Annotated in this window: 24 protein-coding genes; 6 read left to right on the forward strand and 18 right to left on the reverse strand. The window is 64.3% G+C overall.

The window, feature by feature from the left end; all coding sequences use genetic code 11:
* Positions 1–143: 143 nt before the first annotated feature.
* Together P5G50_RS18210 and P5G50_RS18215 are read right to left on the reverse strand one after the other, a co-directional pair.
* Positions 144–359: a hypothetical protein gene (locus tag P5G50_RS18210; protein ID WP_301209564.1), complete on the reverse strand. Its 216-nt coding sequence runs from the start codon at positions 357–359 to the stop codon at positions 144–146.
* A 229-nt stretch (positions 360–588) separates the two neighbouring features.
* The gene (locus tag P5G50_RS18215) at positions 589–789 is read right to left on the reverse strand and encodes a hypothetical protein (RefSeq protein ID WP_301209565.1); all 201 of its coding nucleotides are present in this window, start codon (positions 787–789) and stop codon (positions 589–591) included.
* A gap of 177 nt (positions 790–966) precedes the next feature.
* On the opposite strand from P5G50_RS18215, the gene P5G50_RS18220 reads away from it, so the two are divergent.
* From P5G50_RS18220 to P5G50_RS18240, 5 genes are all read left to right on the forward strand, one after another.
* Positions 967–1,161 (forward strand): type II toxin-antitoxin system HicA family toxin, encoded by a 195-nt coding sequence (locus P5G50_RS18220; RefSeq protein WP_301209566.1) that lies wholly within the window; start codon positions 967–969, stop codon positions 1,159–1,161.
* Positions 1,158–1,706: a hypothetical protein gene (locus tag P5G50_RS18225; RefSeq protein ID WP_301209567.1), complete on the forward strand. Its 549-nt coding sequence runs from the start codon at positions 1,158–1,160 to the stop codon at positions 1,704–1,706. The genes P5G50_RS18220 and P5G50_RS18225 overlap by 4 nt, the downstream gene beginning before the upstream one ends.
* Positions 1,707–1,777: 71 nt before the next feature.
* Positions 1,778–2,164 (forward strand): hypothetical protein, encoded by a 387-nt coding sequence (locus P5G50_RS18230; protein ID WP_301209568.1) that lies wholly within the window; start codon positions 1,778–1,780, stop codon positions 2,162–2,164.
* On the forward strand, positions 2,161–2,343 hold the full coding sequence (locus P5G50_RS18235; RefSeq protein WP_301209569.1) for a hypothetical protein: 183 nt from the start codon (positions 2,161–2,163) through the stop codon (positions 2,341–2,343). The genes P5G50_RS18230 and P5G50_RS18235 overlap by 4 nt, the downstream gene beginning before the upstream one ends.
* Before the next feature lie 71 nt (positions 2,344–2,414).
* Positions 2,415–3,803, forward strand: coding sequence for an oligosaccharide repeat unit polymerase (locus P5G50_RS18240; RefSeq protein WP_301209570.1), 1,389 nt, complete (start codon positions 2,415–2,417; stop codon positions 3,801–3,803).
* Positions 3,804–4,057: 254 nt separating this feature from the next.
* Here P5G50_RS18240 and P5G50_RS18245 read toward each other — a convergent pair whose 3' ends face one another.
* The 12 genes from P5G50_RS18245 to P5G50_RS18300 form a co-directional block, all read right to left on the reverse strand.
* Positions 4,058–4,324, reverse strand: a complete 267-nt coding sequence (locus P5G50_RS18245) for a hypothetical protein (protein WP_301209571.1) — start codon at positions 4,322–4,324, stop codon at positions 4,058–4,060.
* Complete coding sequence (locus P5G50_RS18250; protein ID WP_301209572.1) at positions 4,321–5,643, reverse strand: DUF4082 domain-containing protein; 1,323 nt, start codon at positions 5,641–5,643, stop codon at positions 4,321–4,323. The genes P5G50_RS18245 and P5G50_RS18250 overlap by 4 nt, the downstream gene beginning before the upstream one ends.
* Complete coding sequence (locus tag P5G50_RS18255; protein WP_301209573.1) at positions 5,640–5,804, reverse strand: hypothetical protein; 165 nt, start codon at positions 5,802–5,804, stop codon at positions 5,640–5,642. The genes P5G50_RS18250 and P5G50_RS18255 overlap by 4 nt, the downstream gene beginning before the upstream one ends.
* An 82-nt stretch (positions 5,805–5,886) precedes the next feature.
* Positions 5,887–6,282: a hypothetical protein gene (locus tag P5G50_RS18260; RefSeq protein ID WP_301209574.1), complete on the reverse strand. Its 396-nt coding sequence runs from the start codon at positions 6,280–6,282 to the stop codon at positions 5,887–5,889.
* A gap of 2 nt (positions 6,283–6,284) precedes the next feature.
* Entirely contained in the window at positions 6,285–6,590 is a 306-nt protein-coding gene (locus P5G50_RS18265; RefSeq protein WP_301209575.1) for a hypothetical protein, read from the reverse strand.
* The gene (locus P5G50_RS18270; RefSeq protein ID WP_301209576.1) at positions 6,587–6,931 is read right to left on the reverse strand and encodes a hypothetical protein; all 345 of its coding nucleotides are present in this window, start codon (positions 6,929–6,931) and stop codon (positions 6,587–6,589) included. Before P5G50_RS18270 ends, P5G50_RS18265 begins: the two co-directional genes overlap by 4 nt.
* Positions 6,924–7,334 carry a hypothetical protein gene (locus tag P5G50_RS18275; RefSeq protein WP_301209577.1) on the reverse strand — a complete coding sequence of 137 codons (411 nt, stop codon included), beginning with the start codon at positions 7,332–7,334 and terminating at the stop codon, positions 6,924–6,926. Before P5G50_RS18275 ends, P5G50_RS18270 begins: the two co-directional genes overlap by 8 nt.
* A 35-nt stretch (positions 7,335–7,369) precedes the next feature.
* Positions 7,370–8,350, reverse strand: a complete 981-nt coding sequence (locus P5G50_RS18280; RefSeq protein ID WP_301209578.1) for a GH25 family lysozyme — start codon at positions 8,348–8,350, stop codon at positions 7,370–7,372.
* An 8-nt stretch (positions 8,351–8,358) separates the two neighbouring features.
* Positions 8,359–8,955 (reverse strand): hypothetical protein, encoded by a 597-nt coding sequence (locus tag P5G50_RS18285; RefSeq protein ID WP_301209579.1) that lies wholly within the window; start codon positions 8,953–8,955, stop codon positions 8,359–8,361.
* Positions 8,956–8,965: 10 nt separating this feature from the next.
* Positions 8,966–9,757, reverse strand: coding sequence for a hypothetical protein (locus P5G50_RS18290; RefSeq protein ID WP_301209580.1), 792 nt, complete (start codon positions 9,755–9,757; stop codon positions 8,966–8,968).
* Positions 9,758–9,839: 82 nt separating this feature from the next.
* Positions 9,840–10,958 (reverse strand): hypothetical protein, encoded by a 1,119-nt coding sequence (locus tag P5G50_RS18295; RefSeq protein ID WP_301209581.1) that lies wholly within the window; start codon positions 10,956–10,958, stop codon positions 9,840–9,842.
* Entirely contained in the window at positions 10,955–11,935 is a 981-nt protein-coding gene (locus tag P5G50_RS18300) for a hypothetical protein (protein WP_301209582.1), read from the reverse strand. The genes P5G50_RS18295 and P5G50_RS18300 overlap by 4 nt, the downstream gene beginning before the upstream one ends.
* Positions 11,936–11,984: 49 nt before the next feature.
* Between P5G50_RS18300 and P5G50_RS18305 the strand changes: the two genes are divergently transcribed.
* Positions 11,985–12,134, forward strand: coding sequence for a hypothetical protein (locus P5G50_RS18305; protein WP_301209583.1), 150 nt, complete (start codon positions 11,985–11,987; stop codon positions 12,132–12,134).
* Here the strand turns inward: P5G50_RS18305 and P5G50_RS18310 are convergent.
* From P5G50_RS18310 to P5G50_RS18325, 4 genes are read right to left on the reverse strand one after another with little or no spacing between them, the layout of a single operon-like run.
* Complete coding sequence (locus P5G50_RS18310) at positions 12,131–13,885, reverse strand: hypothetical protein (protein ID WP_301209584.1); 1,755 nt, start codon at positions 13,883–13,885, stop codon at positions 12,131–12,133. The two genes, P5G50_RS18305 and P5G50_RS18310, sit on opposite strands and share 4 nt — an antisense overlap.
* Positions 13,782–16,361 (reverse strand): phage tail protein, encoded by a 2,580-nt coding sequence (locus P5G50_RS18315; protein WP_301209585.1) that lies wholly within the window; start codon positions 16,359–16,361, stop codon positions 13,782–13,784. The genes P5G50_RS18310 and P5G50_RS18315 overlap by 104 nt, the downstream gene beginning before the upstream one ends.
* Before the next feature lie 42 nt (positions 16,362–16,403).
* Positions 16,404–16,793, reverse strand: a complete 390-nt coding sequence (locus P5G50_RS18320) for a hypothetical protein (protein WP_301209586.1) — start codon at positions 16,791–16,793, stop codon at positions 16,404–16,406.
* Positions 16,760–17,068, reverse strand: a complete 309-nt coding sequence (locus tag P5G50_RS18325; RefSeq protein WP_301209587.1) for a hypothetical protein — start codon at positions 17,066–17,068, stop codon at positions 16,760–16,762. The genes P5G50_RS18320 and P5G50_RS18325 overlap by 34 nt, the downstream gene beginning before the upstream one ends.
* Positions 17,069–17,098 lie beyond the last annotated feature (30 nt).

Here is a 17,098-nt window from a genome sequence, read left to right on the forward strand (position 1 = left end):
CGTTCGACTGAAAATCGAAAGGTCACCGGATCGATGCCGGTCGGAGCCACCACCCGGAACCCCTACTCCCGTCAAGGAAGTGGGGGTTTCGTCATGATAACCCCGAATCGGCTGGTGTATCCGCCGGTGTATCCCATGGCCGTTCAGTCGAAGAATCGGGCCGGCGAACACCCCACCAGTCGGGCGATCTGCACCAGTTCCTCGAAGTGCAGATCCGACTCCCCCATCAACGCCTCCGGCCTACATCCGGTCAGCTGCACGACGGACTCCCCCGTGAGCCCCGCCGCCGCTGCCGCGTCGAGAACGTTCCCCCGAACTCTCGCGCTCACTTCTTCGGCGCGTTGGTCGCTTTGTTTCATGCTGTGATCCCCTTGATGATGACCCGTCCCCCTTTGGAGGGTGAGGGAATCGTAAGCATAGATAACGTGTCGTCTTTGACACGGAATGCGGACAGACAGACTAGTTGGTCCTCCACGGCGGTGCGGGATTCTGCGGAACCCGTCAAGGGGTGACACTCGAACTGGGGTGGCTGCGGCATTCGCTGGCCGAATGACGATTCCCCGACCGGACGAGCACCTACCCCGATGTTTACTTCCGCTGCTTCAACCAGACCTGTACGGTGTTCGTGCTGATGCGGGCTTCCTCAGCGATCACCCTGACGGATCCGCCGGCGTCTTTGGCTGCGTAGACGGCGGCGCGTAGTTCAGCGTCGGCTTCGGCTCGTTTCTCGCCGGCTTCCCGGAGGCGCTGCAGTGCAGGCTCGGGCGGGTATTCGCGGCGGCGTGGCACGTCCACAGGTTAGGGCACCTTCCCCCGGGTGTGGCAATTCCGCTACACCACGACACCCGGATGGGGGTATCGTAGCGCTTCTGATACGGAATGCGACAGGGGTGACTAGTTCCAGCACTCCTCCGATTTGTCTAGTGTTGCTTGACTTGTTTTGTCTAGTGATGTTAGACTATAGTCATGGCCAAAGAGGAAACCACCCGCAAGCTGACCAAGCGCCTCAAGGACGCTGGCTTCGTAGCAGTCCGCACCACGGGAAGCCACACGACCTATGTCAACGGCAAAGTCAGCGTCACCGTCCCGGATGGACACCGAATCATCTCGGCGGGCATCGTCCGCCAGGTCAACAAAGCAATCGAGGAGACACAACAGTGAACACCTACAAAGCCACCATCACCCGTGAGGGGAAGTGGTGGATGGTAGCCATTCCCGAGATCGACGGGCTCACCCAAGCGCGTCGGCTCTCAGAGGCACCCTTGATGGCCCGCGAGTACATCTCCGCCGCGACCGACCAGCCCCTCGACGAAGTCGAAGTGACCGCCAGCGTCGAGAGGGTCGGAGATCTCGTCAACATTTCGGACGCGCTCAACGACATCCGCAGCTCCCGAGCGGCTGCCGCCGTTCTGGAGGACCACGCCACGGTAGTGGCAACGTGGCTCGCTCAGTCTCTGGCGGCTCAGAACGTCACGGTCCGCGACATCGGCACCATCCTCGGGGTCTCATACCAACGCGCTCAGCAGCTCACAGCATCCGCGTCGGCTGACCCTGAAGTGAGCGGGCTCGGGGCGGCGCTCGTGGGTGCCCTAATCGCAGAGGTGGGCACCCACACCGCGGGACAATCCCGCCTGATGGATCGTCTCGCAAACGCAGGTGAGATCACCGTGCTCGGCGGCTCAGAATCGAAGGCCTCCGCTTATTGATCCGACGGCTCCCTGTCGGTGGCCGCGCTCTACCCTGTTCGCATGAGCAACACCCGACGAAAGGAAGACACATGGCTGATACAGCACCCCGGCCGCTCACGTTGATCGGTTCGAGCCTGCTCTCAAAGTGGGGGTTCGGCGACGGGGATGTAGTCGGTGATTGGTGGTGGGACGCGTACGACGACGAATGTCCAGCCGATCGGCACGAAGTCCTTCGCCTGCTGGTACGTGAGTTCCTCATCCCAGCCGCTCTCGACGCTGGACTAACAATCGACCTCTATGACATCGAGACGATTCACAACCCGATCCGGGCAAGGTCGGTGAACGGGGAGCCGGTCGAAGACCTGCCGTTTGAGGCAGAGCTGGACGAGGTGGTCGTCGCGATCTCGCCTCAAGCAGTCAAGGCAGCCGCCGAGCGAGTCTCTCTGGCTGGGATCGAGCCTACGATCAACCCATGAGCAACACCCGCACCAACGCTGACGGATTCCGCGGCGACTACCCCAAAGAAGACGACTGGGTCGTCGAGCTGTACCGCGCCAACGGCATGGAACCACCCTGGCTACTCGAATGGCGCGACGGGAAACCGATCGGACCCGCGCAACCACCAACACCACCCGTCCCCCGTCACGAAGCCTGAACTGGGGCGGACGGGTGAACCGTACTTTCTAGTAGGGTCTCCACAGTCACTCCTCACCCGCAAAGGCCCACATGTCCAACCTCGTCTGGTGCGGGATCACCATCCTGATCCTCGCCGCCACCACCGTCGGTGTGCGGTTCTACGCCCGCCCCGTGTTCTGGCTCTCCTTCTGGCACAACCTCGTCTGGGCTGCCGCGATGCTCGTCATCGGCTCCCCACTGGTCCACTACAAGACAGCGTCGTGGGGGCCCTGGCTCACCCTGATCACCGGACTCGTCGCGTTCAACGTCGGCGCAGTGGTGATCTGGCAGCTGCTCGAACGGCGCGGCCCCCAACGAAGCCGAATGCAGGAGCGGTGGCCGCTGTTCCGGCAGAACCCCGACTACCTCACCACCCGACCCGTCTTCTGGACCGTGGCCGGCCTTTACGCTGTCGGGTTCGCGTTCTACCTGATCAACATTCAGACCCGGTTCGGCATCGAGAACCTCGTCCTGCAGCCCACCATCATCCGCAAGGGCGCCGACGGGGTCTCCTACCTTGAGTCCCTCCCCCTGCCGGCGCGGATCCTGCTCTACCTGGGCCCGCTCGTGTTCGCGATGATCTGGTACACGCCCGCGTTGAACAAGCCGTTCAAGCCAATCCCCCGCGTCCTCCTCACCATCGTCGTCCTGCTGACGATGATCGCGATGCTGCAACGCTCCAACCTGTTCATCGCAATCCTCCTCACCTGCGCGCTCTACATCACCGGCCCGCTCGCGAAGCAGACGACCAGCCGCCGCAGCGACGGGTTCCTCGGGTCCGTGGCGAAGTGGTGGGATGTCGCACCGAAGGGTGTCCGCATCCTCGGCGGCCTCATGCTCCTCGGCGTCGTCGGCCTGATCGCGTTCCAGTCCGTCGGCATCAGCCTCGGGAAGACCGCCACCGTGGAAGTGAAGTCCGGTGCCGTGTCCTCGGCGATCGCGAAGACCGGCCTGGCGTCACCCGTGCAGTACTACACGGTCGGTGCGGTCGCGTTCCTCCGCCTGGTCGAAGAAACCGAGGGGCAGCCCGACACGTACGGTTCCTCGACCCTCGCCCTGCCACTGAAGTTCGTCCCAGGCATCAACCATGAAGAAGCCATCCGCGGGTACATCGACATCGGCGTCCGTACCAACGTGTACACCTGGCTCGAGCCCTACTACCGCGACTTCGGCTACGTCGGCGTCCTCCTCGGCAGCCTCGGCTACGGCCTCCTCGCAGGTTGGTTGTTCGTCACCCGACACCGGTCCACGACGCGGCTGTGGATCTCCGCCGCCGTGTTCGCGACCGTATTCCTCGCCCCGTTCGCGACCCGCCTCGACTCCGCACTCGTGTTCTCGATCATCCTCTCCATCGGCGTCATCGGGTTCGTCACACGGTGGCAACTGCAGCGACGCACACCGGCACCTGTTGAGGATCGCGAGCTCGTAGAGAGCCGCTGAAACGACGAAGAAGCCCCTCGACCCACCGTCTGGTGAGCCGAGGGGCTTCATTCGTACTTACTTGACGTCCGTTCAGGCTGTCTGCGCTTCCGGTAGTACACACCGACCGACCGACGGTACCGGGCGACAGTCGCGGCGTCGCACTCGACCAGTTCCGCCACCTCCCGGTCCGTCTTCCCCAGACGAACAAGGCGCAACACGATCGCGCGGAGGTGTTCAGGCAGCGGTGACGGCACGAACAGATCATGCCAGACCTACTCGAGTCTGATGCTGCCCCCGTCACGGATGATGACCTCCGGGGTATCTGTCACCCTGAGTTGCACCTGCTGATTCGCCGACACGACCACGGCGCCTGCAGAGTCAGCGTCCGGGCCGGCCAGGAGGATACGACCCCCCGCGCCGTCCATCGTGAGCGGCCGCCACTGCCCGCTGATGAACGCCTCCACCGGCCCGTGATCATCAGGCAGACCGTTGAACGTCCAATGGAAGTACTCACGTCCAGCACGAGGCAGATTCGTCATCGGGTTGCTCCTGTCACAGTGATCGGATTCCGGGATGCTGGGCCAACCGTCACCGTCGACCCGTGAACGCTCGTCACAGTGAGGGAGTGACGGTACGGGCCCGATGCGGTGACCGTGATGTCACGTCGAACACCGTTGTCGAGCAGGAACCGCAGCACGGGCAGCACAGCAGCCAGCGTGCCGGTGTTCACCTGGACGGCGGTCATCGATGCCTGAGGCGCCGGGAGTACAGCGCTCAGCGCGGCCGAGTTGGTCGATGACCCGACCAGAGACGAACCTAAGAGAGGAGCAGTCGCACTCAAGACCGCCGCGTTGACCGATGCGCCCACGACGACGCCGACTGTGCGCGGCAGGGACGCATTGAGCGTCCCCGTGTTCGCTGAACCCGTATCCACCACCGATCCGACGAGACGCGGCAAAGTAGGTGCCAGGCTTCCGGTGTTCACCTGCGTTCCGACGACAGCGCCAGTCACCCGCGGGACAGCAGCACTCAGGGCGCCCTGATTCGTGACCGTGTCAACAATCGATGACATGACCAGCGGCAGCCTGCCCCCGACATATCCACTGTTGACCTGCGCCGCAACGATCGCACCCGCCAACGGCGGAACAGTCCCGCCGAGACTCCCCGGGTTCGTCGCCGTCCCCGCCACCGACCCGGTCAGCAGTGGCAGGCCGGCGGAAAGCGTCGCCGGGTTGCTCTGTGTGCCGCTCATAGCAGCCGTGGCGAGAGGCACCTGCGCGGAGGCAGACCCAACGTTAGTCTGCGTGCCGGTGACCGAACTGGTCAGTCGTGGCAGCGACGCCAAGACAGTGCCGGTGGTGCTCCCCGATGCGCCGTCCGTTGCGACGATGTCGACACCGAACCAAGCACCCGACGTTCCCGGAGTTGCCGACGCGAGACCGGGCGTCGCCGAATAGTTGAAGCGGCTCGACGTACCCGTAGCGACAGAGAACTGAGTCGTCGACTTCGGCCACGCAGACGCGACCGCCGTGTAGTTCTCCGACGCTGCAGGCAGGAAAACGCCGGGGATGTAGACCGTGGCACTCGTGAGCGCCAGAGGAGTGGTGAACGGGAGTACGTTCCACCCCGCAGCAAGAGTGACCGAGGGGCCAGTGGCGACCACCGTCCCCGTCGTGCTCCACAAGTACGGGGTGGCGGTCTTCCCAGCGACAGGGGCGTACCAGCGCACACCAGTCGCCGTCAGCCCCGACACGCTCACCGTCACAAGGAAGCCGACACTGAGGCCGCCGCCGCTCGACCCGTCATCCGATGCCGACCCGGGAGTTAGCAGCCCGGACGGGAACTGGTACGTCGTCATGCGTTGACCAGCTCATCGAGCCACATCCACACGGCACCGCTGTCAGTGGCGACCAAAGCAGCAAGCCGGAACCCCGTTGGCTTCAGCCCATTGGTGATAGCGGAGACCACGCCCGACCCGTCCGGGCCGACGACTGCATCCCCTACCTGAATCGCATGCATGACGTTCGCCTCTCGCGTGAGGCCCGCCTCGGGCGATCAACGGCGCGACCCTGTTGAGGCACCCGAGGCGGGACGGATCAGGTCAGGAGACGGGAACAGTGAACGTCGGCACGCCGAGATCCACCGGCACACCCGTGTTGATCGACGTCGACCCGAGAGTCATGTCCCCACCACCACCAGTGGCCGTGACAGTGCCATCGAAGATCGCGGTGCCTCCCGACGTCGCGACACGGAAGTACCCCGCCGTGCCGGACGCTGACGGGTTCGCCGCAGCCGGATCAGACGCCGTCAGCACACCACCAGACGACGTGAACGAACCCGACACCGGCACAGTGACCAGGAGCGTACCCGTCGCTGCCGTCTCCGGGGTGGCAGGCTTCGATCCGGAGTAGATCTTGATGGTCGAACTCGCGCCGATCGCGGTCGCGAGAGCGGAACCCATCGACTGCGCAGCCGCAGCGGTGAGGGACAGTGACATGGTTACTCCTCAGTGGTTGTGGTTGCAGCGGACTTGGGGACAGAACCGAGGCCGATACTCGTCAGCCACTCATTCACAGCCGGGATCGCCATCACACGGGACAGCGCACCCGCAACAGCAGTCACCGCGGCCGCGATACCGACCAGGTACAGGCGCAGCTCCGACTCGACCGGCAGGCCGAGAGCCTCGATGATCTCCGGCAGGACCAGCGCGAACCCAAGGAACGCGGGGATACCGACCTGAACGATGGTGCGAAGGACGCGCTGTCCCTTGTTGATGACTTCGGGCACTGCGAGGTGCTTGCTCATAGCTTCTCCTTGGTGTCTTCGAGCGTCGAACGCTCCTCATGGGTCAATGCGTTGTCGCCGCCGCGTTGGACTCGGTCGACGTAGTCGATGAACACAGCACGCACGCGGCGCAGTGTGTCCTCGACGATGATCCGGGCGCTGCGCTCGTACTCGAGCTTCTTCTCCACGCTTTCCAGCCGAGACCAGATCTCCGGGATGGTTGGCTCGCGCCTCGCCTTCGCGGAGCCGCGCTGATTCCACACAGCGAACCCACCAGTCACGAGGGCGCCGATCACGACGACCGCACCGGACACGTAAACGGGAAGGTTCGCATCGACACCGGCTGCAGCCATTTCAAACATGCGGCCTCCCTGTCCGGTGAATCAGCATCGCCGCCCTCGCACCAGGCAGCAGAGACAGGGTGATTGCCAGGATGGAGTACGCCGCCCTATCCGTGTCCCCCGCGAGAACCAACTGCACGGGAGCGACCGCGTACCCGATCAGCAGCGCGAACAACACAAGCACCGCCCACCGCTCCATCACCTCGAGACGAGGTGACGCGGAACCGATGATGCACGTCAGGCTCGCGACGATCAACGCGATCGACCAGAACGGCGTGTACCCCTCCCACGTGGTGATATCGAGCGACGGCGACGACGCCACGTACACCGTCACGCCGACGAACACGAACATGACGTACTTCAGGGTCAGCACCCACCGTGGAATCAGGATCGGTGACCGCCCCCATGTGATGAACTTCCGCACGAGAGTCCCCCTCTCAGGGTCGAGAGTGGGAACCGCTAGGACAGGCGACCCTGCAAAGCGATAGACGTAGGGATCGACAGCTTCTTCGCCACCAGAGGGGCGAGGGCTGCAGCCAACGCGTCCACGTCCACCACTGTCCCGCTCGCCGGGGTACTGCCACTCGGCGCATCACGGACGATAGGGCCGAACGATGCAAGCGAGTCGACCGGCTTCACCGCAACCTGCGCATCCGTGTAACCGAGGGTGTTCTTCAGCCAGTACTGGTAGTCCTTCTCTGCCTGCGCGGTCAGCGGGTAGCGGCTCGCGCGGTTGATGGAGAGGTAGTGGGTGGCGTCGCCTGTCTTGCCTGCGACGATCTCGTAGATGTTCGGCACGTCGTCCTCCGGTTTGCTCGGTGCGTTGGTGAAGGTGAGCGCGTTGTCTTTGAACGCGTTCGCGTCGATGCGGCCCCCGTTGCCGAGGTTCGCGCTGCTGGTGTACTGGTGGCCGCCGATCTGCGACTCGGGCCAGTCCCCGAGCGGGCGAGGAAATTCGAGAGGTGTCTGGTCATACCAGGCCACGAGTGCCTGCGCCCCCGTGGCGATCGTCTGTGTCCACGCATACTTCTGCTTCATCGGGGAACCAGATGCGTAGTGGAACACACGCCGCTTATCGCCGCCCACAGCGGCCTGAACCGTGCGGATCCAGATCGCCGCCTCCGCATCGGAATACATGTTCCCGTCGTCGAGGTGCTCGTTGTCGAGGACGAAGAAGTCGCCGGGTTGCGGGTTGCGGAGGTTGCGAACGAAGAACTCAGCAGCAGACACCGGGTCATGGCCGCCGGTCACCCAGTAGTGACCCACGATCATGCCCTGCCGACGCGCGTCGTCCACCCTCACCGGGTACGACGACGACACATACCGGGGGATGTTGTCGCCGCCGAGCTTGATGTACGCCGCTCGCACACCCTGCGACCAAGCCAACGCCCAATCGAACACGGGGTTGTTGCTCGACAGGTCAACGCCGAGAATGCTCATGGCTCCTCCTAGACCGTCTCGAACGAGTGCTCGAGCCACGCCACCGTCGGCGACGAACCCTGCGACGACAGCCACTGCACAGTCACCGCCCCATTGGTTTGGATCTGATAGGTGATGAAGCCAAAGTTCCCGCCGTTCGTGATCGCACATGCCGGCGTGACCATCGTCGCGTACGGACGGAACCCGACCGGGAGAGTCATCACCGTCTCACCAACACCGATCACGCCAGCGCTCTTCACGATCTGCGCGTTGATCCGGACCTCGCCGTCACGCTTCACAAACCGGTTTGAGATGCCCGCGCCACTGCCGAGCGTGTACGGGGTGTTCATGGTCGGCTGACCAGACTGGCGCGCGCTCGACAACATCATCCACTGCAGGTTGCTCAGACAGACGTACAGCGCTCCTGAGCCGTCGTCGTTGGCGAAAAACATGAGCCCGGGGTACTTCTGCGGGGCGACGAGCGCGTTCATCTCCGCGACCGTGCCCTCGCGCACGTTGCCCACAAGCTCGATCAGCTCCCGCAGCCGGTTCAGGTCAGCGACCGTCTGCGGTGTGGAGTTGAAGACGTCGAGACCCTTGAGGCTCGTCCCTTCGCTGTAACCCATTCGGTACCTCCTAGGCCCGGTATCGGATGCGCAGCGCCCCGGACATTCCGTCCGCCGCCACAGAGTTGAAGATGGTGTCGCCGCCGTGATTGACGCCGACACCGAGGTACCCGCCACCGGCTTTCAACGAGTCCCCCCACGACGTCGGAAGAGGGACAAACCCGCCACTTATCCCCACAGGCTGCTGAGGTCCGAACGAGGGCGCAGGAGCACCGCTGACACTGCTGAACCCGTGCAGCCCAAATATCGCCGGCGCACCATTCGTGCTGACGATGGACTGGAACACCTCGACCGACAGGATCGTCGCCGACCCGGGAATGGTGCCCGGGATTTTCGCCCCGTAAGCCCATATGCCCTGATTCGTGTCGCCTGCACGAACCTGCGGCGTCCACCAACGCCCTCGGTACGAGCCGGACTCCGTCGCGGTGAACACCTGTGTCCGCTCCTTGGGGCCGCCATCTGGCGCGCTGGGGACTTCGCCCGGCGTGGTCGGTGACGGCAAGGGGCCGACGACATAAGGGCCGTCGTTCCAGTAGAGCTTCACAAGGTCACCCACCCCGACGGTGAACCCGCATTGCGCGTCCACTTTCCCAAGCGAGGTGGAAACCGTTACCAGCGTGCCCGCGATCGACGTCACGGTTCCCTCACCTGGCCGCGGGATCGTGAACCCCATAACCAGCGGGTCTTTGCCGTCGATGGTGAGAATCCATACCGAGTCATTGACCTCGGGCAGGACCGTCATCCCCATATCGGCCGGTACGCGCCCGTCACCGAAGTCGACGATCGCGCGGTTGCCGTCCATGCCTCTGAAGAACCCCGCCTCACGCCGCACCGCTGACTTCCGGTTTAGCCCTCCGAGGACAGCGCCAGCGAGGGGATCCTGGCTAGCCATTGATCACCTCGACATTCATCGACTGCTTCATGGAGTCGTCGCGATTGATCGACCGGATCCGTCCGAGACGTGCCCCGCGACGCTCGCGAAGTTCGATCACGTCGCCACGCTCGCGGAGCGGGTTGAACGTCTCCACAACAGGCACCACGACAACACCGAGCCCGGCCGTGCGCTCAAGCTCACGGTTGACGTAGTCCTGCGCCTGCTGCGTGGTCGTGATGTAGTCCGAGGAGACGAATCGGGTCACCCGACCGAACGGGGACGGTGTCCCGTCCGGTTCCTTAGTTCGCAGCGGCCCACTGGTGATCTCCGCGGACGCGAGGATCATCTGCTGCTGGCCGGACTTCCCCCGGAACGCGATCCGGTTGTACGTCTCGTCAGCGTTCATCGCGTGCCCAACGGACACAAGAGAGCCCCCATCGCCGTCCTGCAGCGAGTCAACCGGGTCAGGCCACGCGTTGGGGCGGGCGCCCAGCGTGCCATCGGCGGTCACATGCGGGACCGCGTCGAGGATGTCGAGCAAATCAGCAACCGCATCCAAACGGTTCTCCTGGTACATCACGGCCCGACTGATCGCCGCGTCCGGAACGGAGCGGGTGATCTGAGCCCCTGTGATGCGGGCAACCTCATCCCACACTGATTTCAGCACGGTGGGGGCGGTGGGGACGTCGAACCGGTCCCGGTCGATCTTCGTGGTGAGTTCCTTGAACTCGAGCTCCACCACAGACCCGACGGTGATCAGTTCCGACCGGAACTCCATCTCCTGGTCCACAGCAGATGGCACATTGGTGATCGGAAACTGGCCCAGCTTCACTCGTGCGCTGGCGCGCTTCCCCACCGTCAGCACCGAGTACAGGTGCACTTCAGGTCCGAACGGTGACAGGGTGTCGCCGATCTGCCTCGGGCTGATCGACTTACCGAAGTCGTCCATCCACACGATCGTGAACGACCCGGACTGCTGGATCGCTGCGGCGCCGTCCTCCTTGTGCTCCGGACTCGTAATCGGCACACCCGCCAGTCGACGCTCACCGCCGTAGAAGATGTCCGCCTCGTAGTGGTGGTTGAACGACCCTTTGAGAACTGAAAGTTGTTCCTTGTCGTGGATCCTCATCCGGCGGCCCCCGCGAGGTCGTATGCCCGGTCGCGGTCCGTGTAAGTTGCGAACGCGGCGTCGGCGTCGTCGTAGGTGGCGAAGCTAGCGTCGATGTCGTCGTAGGACAGTAGCGGCACCACCAGGCCCGGATAGGGCGGCTCGACCTCATCCACGGTGCCCTGGAACGTGACCGCCGTGCCGCCCATCTGGACGTCGCGGCCGACCTCCTCAAGCGATTCCGTTCCGAAAAAGAACGTGGCAGGGATGCGGATCGGGTCAGTGGTCCGCATGCAGAGGATCGCGACCTGCTCCACCTCGTAGTCGCCGAGCATCGCCTGCACGGCATCCGCCTGCTCAGGCTCGGTGGTGAACAGCTTCAACGCCAGCCCTGCGACACCGCGACGCCGCTGACCGATCCGCCTCGGCAGGACTGCGCCCTCCGCGACGTACTTGTTCTCCGGCGTTGGTCGGACGATCGACTCCCCCGACCCGTTCTCGATCGTGACCGTCGTCCACAGGCTCGGCTCCAACGGCTGATGCACCACTGTCGTCCCCTCGGGGACAGTGAGAGTGATGCTGACCGGGTCCGTGAACCCGAGCGACAGACCAGCAGCGTCGAACATCTCAGCCCGGTACGTCGACTCGATGTTGAACGGCGCCTCGAAGTCCTGCGCCGGCACACCAGGCGCGATCTCCACACCACCACGGACACGCCACGTGCGGCCCTCGGAGTACCGGTAGATCGTCACCGCATCAGTCGCCGGATTCAACTGAGGGAAGTACACCTCCACCCACGGGTTCGCCTCCAGATGCGGGGTGAGCGAGGCGGAAGTGGCCGGGATCTCATTGAAGGCGTACAGCCCTGACCCGCTAGGCGACTCCGTGAATCCGGTGGTGTCGTAGAGCCGCGATCCGCCTGGGCTTTGAAACATGCCATCGCTGACGGCATAGATTCCGGGCTGGCCCCACACCTGCCGCAGATCATTGATCGACATATGCCGTACCTCTCTCGCGAGCGCGACCACTACCCGCTAGGCTGACCGCGTGTTCTACCAGGTGAAGCACCCGCAGCCCCAACGCCCGCGCATCCTCGCGGTCGTCCTGACCGCCGCCCTGATCTGCGGCGGCGGTGCCGCGTTCGGATCCCAGGTGGACGACGATGTCGCCTTCATCGAAGGCGGCCACGGTCTCTAGACCACAGTCCCCGCGGCATCCCGCCACTGGCTGCCGGTCGACCAGATGGGCTTACCGAGCGTGGAGTCGTAGATAGACCCTCCAGCCGGGATGGAAGATGCGGCCGGCCTGGTCGCGGTCGTGAACGACGGGACCCGGAACGCGTTGCCGGTCGTCATGCCCCACACCCCGGCCGACGACCGCTGCAGAACCACATCGGACGACGCAGCACCCGAGCCCAGAGTCACACGGCCATCCGCCAGGATGTTCACTCGGTCAGAGGAATCCCCATCCTGCCGAACGCTGACGACGGGACTAGTGCTGCCGGACGCGCCATAGAAGAACGCGCGCGGCCCGAACGAGATCGAGTTGCTGTCGACCTCGACACGGGTCGAGATGCTGTCGAGTAGGTTCGTCGCGCCAGTCACGAAGCCGGAATAGTCGTTGCCGATCAGCTGCAGGCCAGACACGTTCGCGCCCGTCGTGATGGCGTACCGGTGAGACCCAGTAACCGAGTTTCCCTGCACCTTCGGGCTCGCCATCGCGGCCGACGGAGTCATGTTGATGCCGTCGTACAGCCCCGAGCCCTGCTGGCTGTTGCTCCGGATCGCGCACGAGACGATCGACAGCGCCGCGACCGCTACAGCGACCGAGATGCCGTGCTGCGTGTTCAGCTCGATAGCGACGTCATCGAGGTTCACGTTCGCCATCGCCGCCGTGCCGTTCATCACGACACCCGGCCCCGTGTTGCCGCGGACGCTGCCGCCGAGCATCGTGAAGTCCGTCACACCGATCAGGCGGATGCCACCACCGGCACCGTCGCCCGCGGCACCGTTCCCGACGATGTCGCAGCCGCAGAGGAGGATGTCGCCCTGCTTGACCGTCGGGTTCGTCTGGATCGCGACGAGGAAGCCGAAGTGCGCGTTGCCCTTCATTGTGCAGCCGAAGAATCGGATGTTCTCGCACACGACGTTGCCGACGTTCGGCTCGATGTCGACGCCCGCCTGCGGGTCGGTGCCGGCCGTGTTCGTGAAGTCGCAGTGCGTCGCCGTGAAGCCGGACACGTGCGAGATGCTCAGGCCCTGCCGCCAGTTCTGGTCAGAGACGACATTCTCCAGGTAGACGTCACGTGCGGCGCCGTTAGTCTGGTCGCCGACATAGATGCCGTCGCCCTTCGCATTGAAGGTCAGCAGGTCGCGCACAGTGACGTTCGTCGCGCCGACGATGTGCACGTTGTGCCGCTGCTCAGTCGCCGGGGTGAAGGCGGCCTTGTTGCCGTCGATCGACCCGCCCTCGCCATCGATGATCACGTTCGTCGCGTTCTGCACGATCACCAGGCGACTGCCCGTGTTCGGCAGCGCACTCTTAATCCGCGCCCCGTTCAGGTACAGCCGCGTCCCCGTCGGCACCATGATCGGATTCGCCGCGACGAGCACCGTCGACTTCGGGTCTAGGCGCACCGGCAACCCAGCTGCGGCCGCCACGGTGAGCAGCGAGTTCAGCGCTGTCGAGTCATCAGTGGTTCCGTCACCGACCACACCATTCGACCCGGCCGGCATATATGCCCCATACCGTCCGTCGAGAGCTTCCATCACGGTAGGCGGGAACAGGTTGCTTTCATCGACCGAGACAAGCCGGTTTGCCATGGGTTCTCCCTCTGCCCGCGTATCAGCGGTTCTCGAGCGCGACTCGTGATGTGCGCGACTGCCTGTTGATAAGTAGCTGTGCTTGCTCGCCCGCGACCTCGCGGATCCAGCCGAACAACGTGCCATCCGGCATGACGATCGGCCGATCGCCTGGGGTCTCACGCCCCTCCGTGAGCGAGCTCATGAAGGCTGGAGTGAGCGGGATAACCGCCTCGTCGTAGCGGCCCTCGCCGATGTTCGCGACGATGCCCTGACCAGGATTGGCCTGGACGATTCCGCCGGACGCCAGACGCGGGATTTTCCCGATCGTGAGGTTGACAGCACCGCCAGTCGCGTCCTTGATCGCTCCGGCCACACCGTTGATGCCGCCGATGACACCGTTCACTGCGTCGATGATCGAGTTGATGACGCCCGTGACGATCCCGACGATGCCGTTCCAGATTCCGGAGAAGATCTGAACGATGCCGTCCCACGCCTTCGACCAGTTGCCCTGGAACACACCCGTAATGAACGTGATCACACCGTTCAGAACATCGGTGATGCCCTTGATGACCGGCTGGAGGACGTTGCTGATGATGCTGATGACCGCCTGGATGATCGGGATCAGGAAGGCGAACGCGCCCTTCAGCACTCCTCCGATCACGTTCGCGAGGAACGTCAGCACGGCGGTGAGGGGAGGGATGATCGCCGTCAGCATCTGCATCAGCGGCTGAATCAGCGCGAGGATCGGCTGTAGCAGCTGAATGAACAGGTCCAAGATCGGCTGCAGCACCGGGATCAGCGCCGCAACGATTCCGATCAGTGGTGTGAGGATCGCTGACAGCAGCGGCATGAATGCTGCGATCAGCTGCGAGATGACCGGAGCCAGCATCGCGAAGATAGGGGCCAGCATCCCGATCAACGTGGTCGCGAGATTCACGATCATCGGGATGATCGGCGCCACGGCAGCGATCAGTTGCGTGAAGATCGGCACCAGCGTGGAGATCAGCGACGTCGCGAGTTGCAGCACCACCGGTATCAGCGGCGTGATCGCCGACACAAGCCCGGCCACGATGGGCCCGACAGCCTGGACAACAGGCATCAGAGCGGACGCCAGAATCGACACCAGCGGCAACACCGCCGAGACGATCGTCCCGAACACTGGTGCGATGCCGGACAGCGCCGGCACCAGAGCCCCCAGAACCGCCCCGATTACCGGGACCAGTGCCCCAGCGAAGGCCGAGAAGATTCCCGTCAGCTGCGTGATTAGCGTCACCACGGACGGCAGCACCGCCACGAGTACGCCGCCAAGGATACCGACAAGCTGCGACAGGAACGGAGACACCGTCAGCAGGGCATCGGCGAGCACGCCGCCGATCGCCTGAGCCATTACCGCAAGCGCGGAACCGATGGTTCCGATGACCGGGGCCAACTGCGCGAAAACTCCGCCCAGCGTTTGCCCGAGCTGCGCGAACACCACACCGAATGCCTGCTGCAACTGCGGAGAAACCGCGATCAGGCCAGCGAGTGCACCCGCGACGATTCCGATCGGCCCGGACAGTGCCGTCAGGGGGCCTGCTAGGCCGCCGATCAGCGGGATCTTGGCGAGCAGACCGCCGAGGCCGCCTGCGCCAAGCGCAACGAATGCGCCCGCGAGGGGGGCGATGATGCTGGTCAGCGGGGCGAGCTTCTCCTTCAGAGACGCCAGCCCGCCGTCCGCTCCGGTGATGAAACCGGTGAATGCTTGAATCGCCGGGTTGAGTACCGACCCAAGCTTCTGCCCAAAACTGCCGGCCAGCGTCTCGAGGGGAGACATAGCCTGAGTGACCGCCACGATGCTCGGCGCTATCTCTGGGAACACCCCGCCGAGGGCGCCTGCACCGATTCGAGAAAGAGCAGCCTTGAAGTTGTCGAAGGCGCCCGGGATGGTCTTACCCATCTCCTGCGCGACCGTGCCGGACGCCGTTGTCATCGCCTTCTGGAAGTCGGCGAACCCGATCTCGCCCGCGGAGGCCATGTCGAACACCGCGTCAGCGGTCGTCCCGAACTGCTTCGCGAGCGCCTGATAGATCGGGATGCCACGGTCGGCGACCTGCTGCAGGACGTCGTTCTGAGCCTTGCCCGTGGAGGCGACCTTGTTGTAGATCGACCCCATCTCGTCGAGCCCGACACCAGCAGTGGCGGCGGAGTTAGCGACGGACTTCAGGACACCCTCAAGCTCCTCACCGGGCTTGATGCCGGCCGCCACAGCGCCCGCAGCAACGGTGGCCGCGTCACCGAGTCCGAACGCCGTCCCACGGACCGCGTTCAGGGCGTTCTTCATGATCCCGTTGACGGTGTCCGCGTCGTTCCCGAGACCGGTGAGCTTCGCCCGCGCGACGTCGATGTTGTTCAGGCGAGCGAAACCACCCGCAAGCGCAGCACCAATACCCGCCGCAGCGGTAGCCACAGCAGCGGTAGCCGTGCCCTTCAGTGCGGATCCGAGGCCGGCGACAATCCCTCCGCCGACCTTCGCGCCCACAGCCTTGCCAGCCGCGTCGCCGCCGAGCTGCTTCTCGATCTGGCCCTGCGCGCCCTTGGAGACCGGGATGATGGTTACTTCAGCGACGGCTGCTTCGGTCATCCCGGCCTCCCTCGGACATGAGAAAAGCCACCCGAAGGTGGCTTATCGGCCGGCGTTCCGGCGCAGCTTTTCGATCGCTTCCTGCGGTGGAAGTTCGGTCTGACCGAACCGTTCCCCGCCGGGTGTCTTCCAGGGCCGCTTCAACGGCTTCCACTTCTTCCCGGCATGGATCCGCCCGGTGAGGTCCATGAGGTCGAGCAGCAGCATCCCCTCACGCGACAGCGGGTACTTCCACCCGTGAATAGCGGCGTGCAGTGGGGATTCGGGGAGGGTCGCGGCGACGCTGATGTACGCCAACGCCTCCGCCGGCCGTCGAGTGATGTCCTCCGCCTTGAACCCGCCCCGCCGGAGTTCGAAAACGAACTGGTCCGGGTAGCGGGCGAGCAGGTCGCGGAGTTCTAGGCTTTTCCCAGTTCGACGTACTCCATCCACGCCGGGAGGATGACGCCGATGTCGTCTAGATCGAGCTTGGAGCGCTGCTCCTTGGGGATGACGTGCTCGTACAGGAACGTTCCGGTCGCAGAGGCGACCATGTTCTCGTACGCGGCCTTCTGTTGCCCAGCCATCACCTTCGGCTTCGGGATGGAGTCGATGATGCTCAGCAGCTCGCTTGGGACGGCGCCCGGGAGCGGGCCGATCTTCACGTCGCCGTAGTTGATCAGCAGTTCTTCCCGCTTTTTTGCCGGAGTCAGGTCGATGGTTGCCACGATTGGCTCTCCTTTGCTCAGGTGGGTTGC

Origin of the sequence: Leifsonia williamsii (assembly GCF_030433685.1) — a bacterium.
In the GTDB taxonomy this organism is placed as follows: domain Bacteria; phylum Actinomycetota; class Actinomycetes; order Actinomycetales; family Microbacteriaceae; genus Leifsonia; species Leifsonia williamsii.

What these genes read in the sequence shown, in the direction of transcription:
- P5G50_RS18240 (WP_301209570.1), top strand. Translation starts at nt 2,415, where the DNA reads ATGTCCAACCTCGTCTGGTGCGGGATCACCATCCTGATCCTCGCCGCC.
- P5G50_RS18315 (WP_301209585.1), bottom strand. Translation starts at nt 16,361, where the DNA reads ATGACCGAAGCAGCCGTCGCTGAAGTAACCATCATCCCGGTCTCCAAG.
- P5G50_RS18295 (WP_301209581.1), bottom strand. Translation starts at nt 10,958, where the DNA reads ATGAGGATCCACGACAAGGAACAACTTTCAGTTCTCAAAGGGTCGTTC.
- P5G50_RS18265 (WP_301209575.1), bottom strand. Translation starts at nt 6,590, where the DNA reads ATGAGCAAGCACCTCGCAGTGCCCGAAGTCATCAACAAGGGACAGCGC.
- P5G50_RS18255 (WP_301209573.1), bottom strand. Translation starts at nt 5,804, where the DNA reads ATGCATGCGATTCAGGTAGGGGATGCAGTCGTCGGCCCGGACGGGTCG.
- P5G50_RS18250 (WP_301209572.1), bottom strand. Translation starts at nt 5,643, where the DNA reads ATGACGACGTACCAGTTCCCGTCCGGGCTGCTAACTCCCGGGTCGGCA.
- P5G50_RS18260 (WP_301209574.1), bottom strand. Translation starts at nt 6,282, where the DNA reads ATGTCACTGTCCCTCACCGCTGCGGCTGCGCAGTCGATGGGTTCCGCT.
- P5G50_RS18280 (WP_301209578.1), bottom strand. Translation starts at nt 8,350, where the DNA reads ATGAGCATTCTCGGCGTTGACCTGTCGAGCAACAACCCCGTGTTCGAT.
- P5G50_RS18310 (WP_301209584.1), bottom strand. Translation starts at nt 13,885, where the DNA reads ATGGCACGTTGTTCGGCTGGATCCGCGAGGTCGCGGGCGAGCAAGCAC.
- P5G50_RS18285 (WP_301209579.1), bottom strand. Translation starts at nt 8,955, where the DNA reads ATGGGTTACAGCGAAGGGACGAGCCTCAAGGGTCTCGACGTCTTCAAC.
- P5G50_RS18235 (WP_301209569.1), top strand. Translation starts at nt 2,161, where the DNA reads ATGAGCAACACCCGCACCAACGCTGACGGATTCCGCGGCGACTACCCC.
- P5G50_RS18270 (WP_301209576.1), bottom strand. Translation starts at nt 6,931, where the DNA reads ATGTTTGAAATGGCTGCAGCCGGTGTCGATGCGAACCTTCCCGTTTAC.
- P5G50_RS18230 (WP_301209568.1), top strand. Translation starts at nt 1,778, where the DNA reads ATGGCTGATACAGCACCCCGGCCGCTCACGTTGATCGGTTCGAGCCTG.
- P5G50_RS18290 (WP_301209580.1), bottom strand. Translation starts at nt 9,757, where the DNA reads ATGGACGGCAACCGCGCGATCGTCGACTTCGGTGACGGGCGCGTACCG.
- P5G50_RS18245 (WP_301209571.1), bottom strand. Translation starts at nt 4,324, where the DNA reads ATGACGAATCTGCCTCGTGCTGGACGTGAGTACTTCCATTGGACGTTC.
- P5G50_RS18220 (WP_301209566.1), top strand. Translation starts at nt 967, where the DNA reads ATGGCCAAAGAGGAAACCACCCGCAAGCTGACCAAGCGCCTCAAGGAC.
- P5G50_RS18300 (WP_301209582.1), bottom strand. Translation starts at nt 11,935, where the DNA reads ATGTCGATCAATGATCTGCGGCAGGTGTGGGGCCAGCCCGGAATCTAT.
- P5G50_RS18210 (WP_301209564.1), bottom strand. Translation starts at nt 359, where the DNA reads ATGAAACAAAGCGACCAACGCGCCGAAGAAGTGAGCGCGAGAGTTCGG.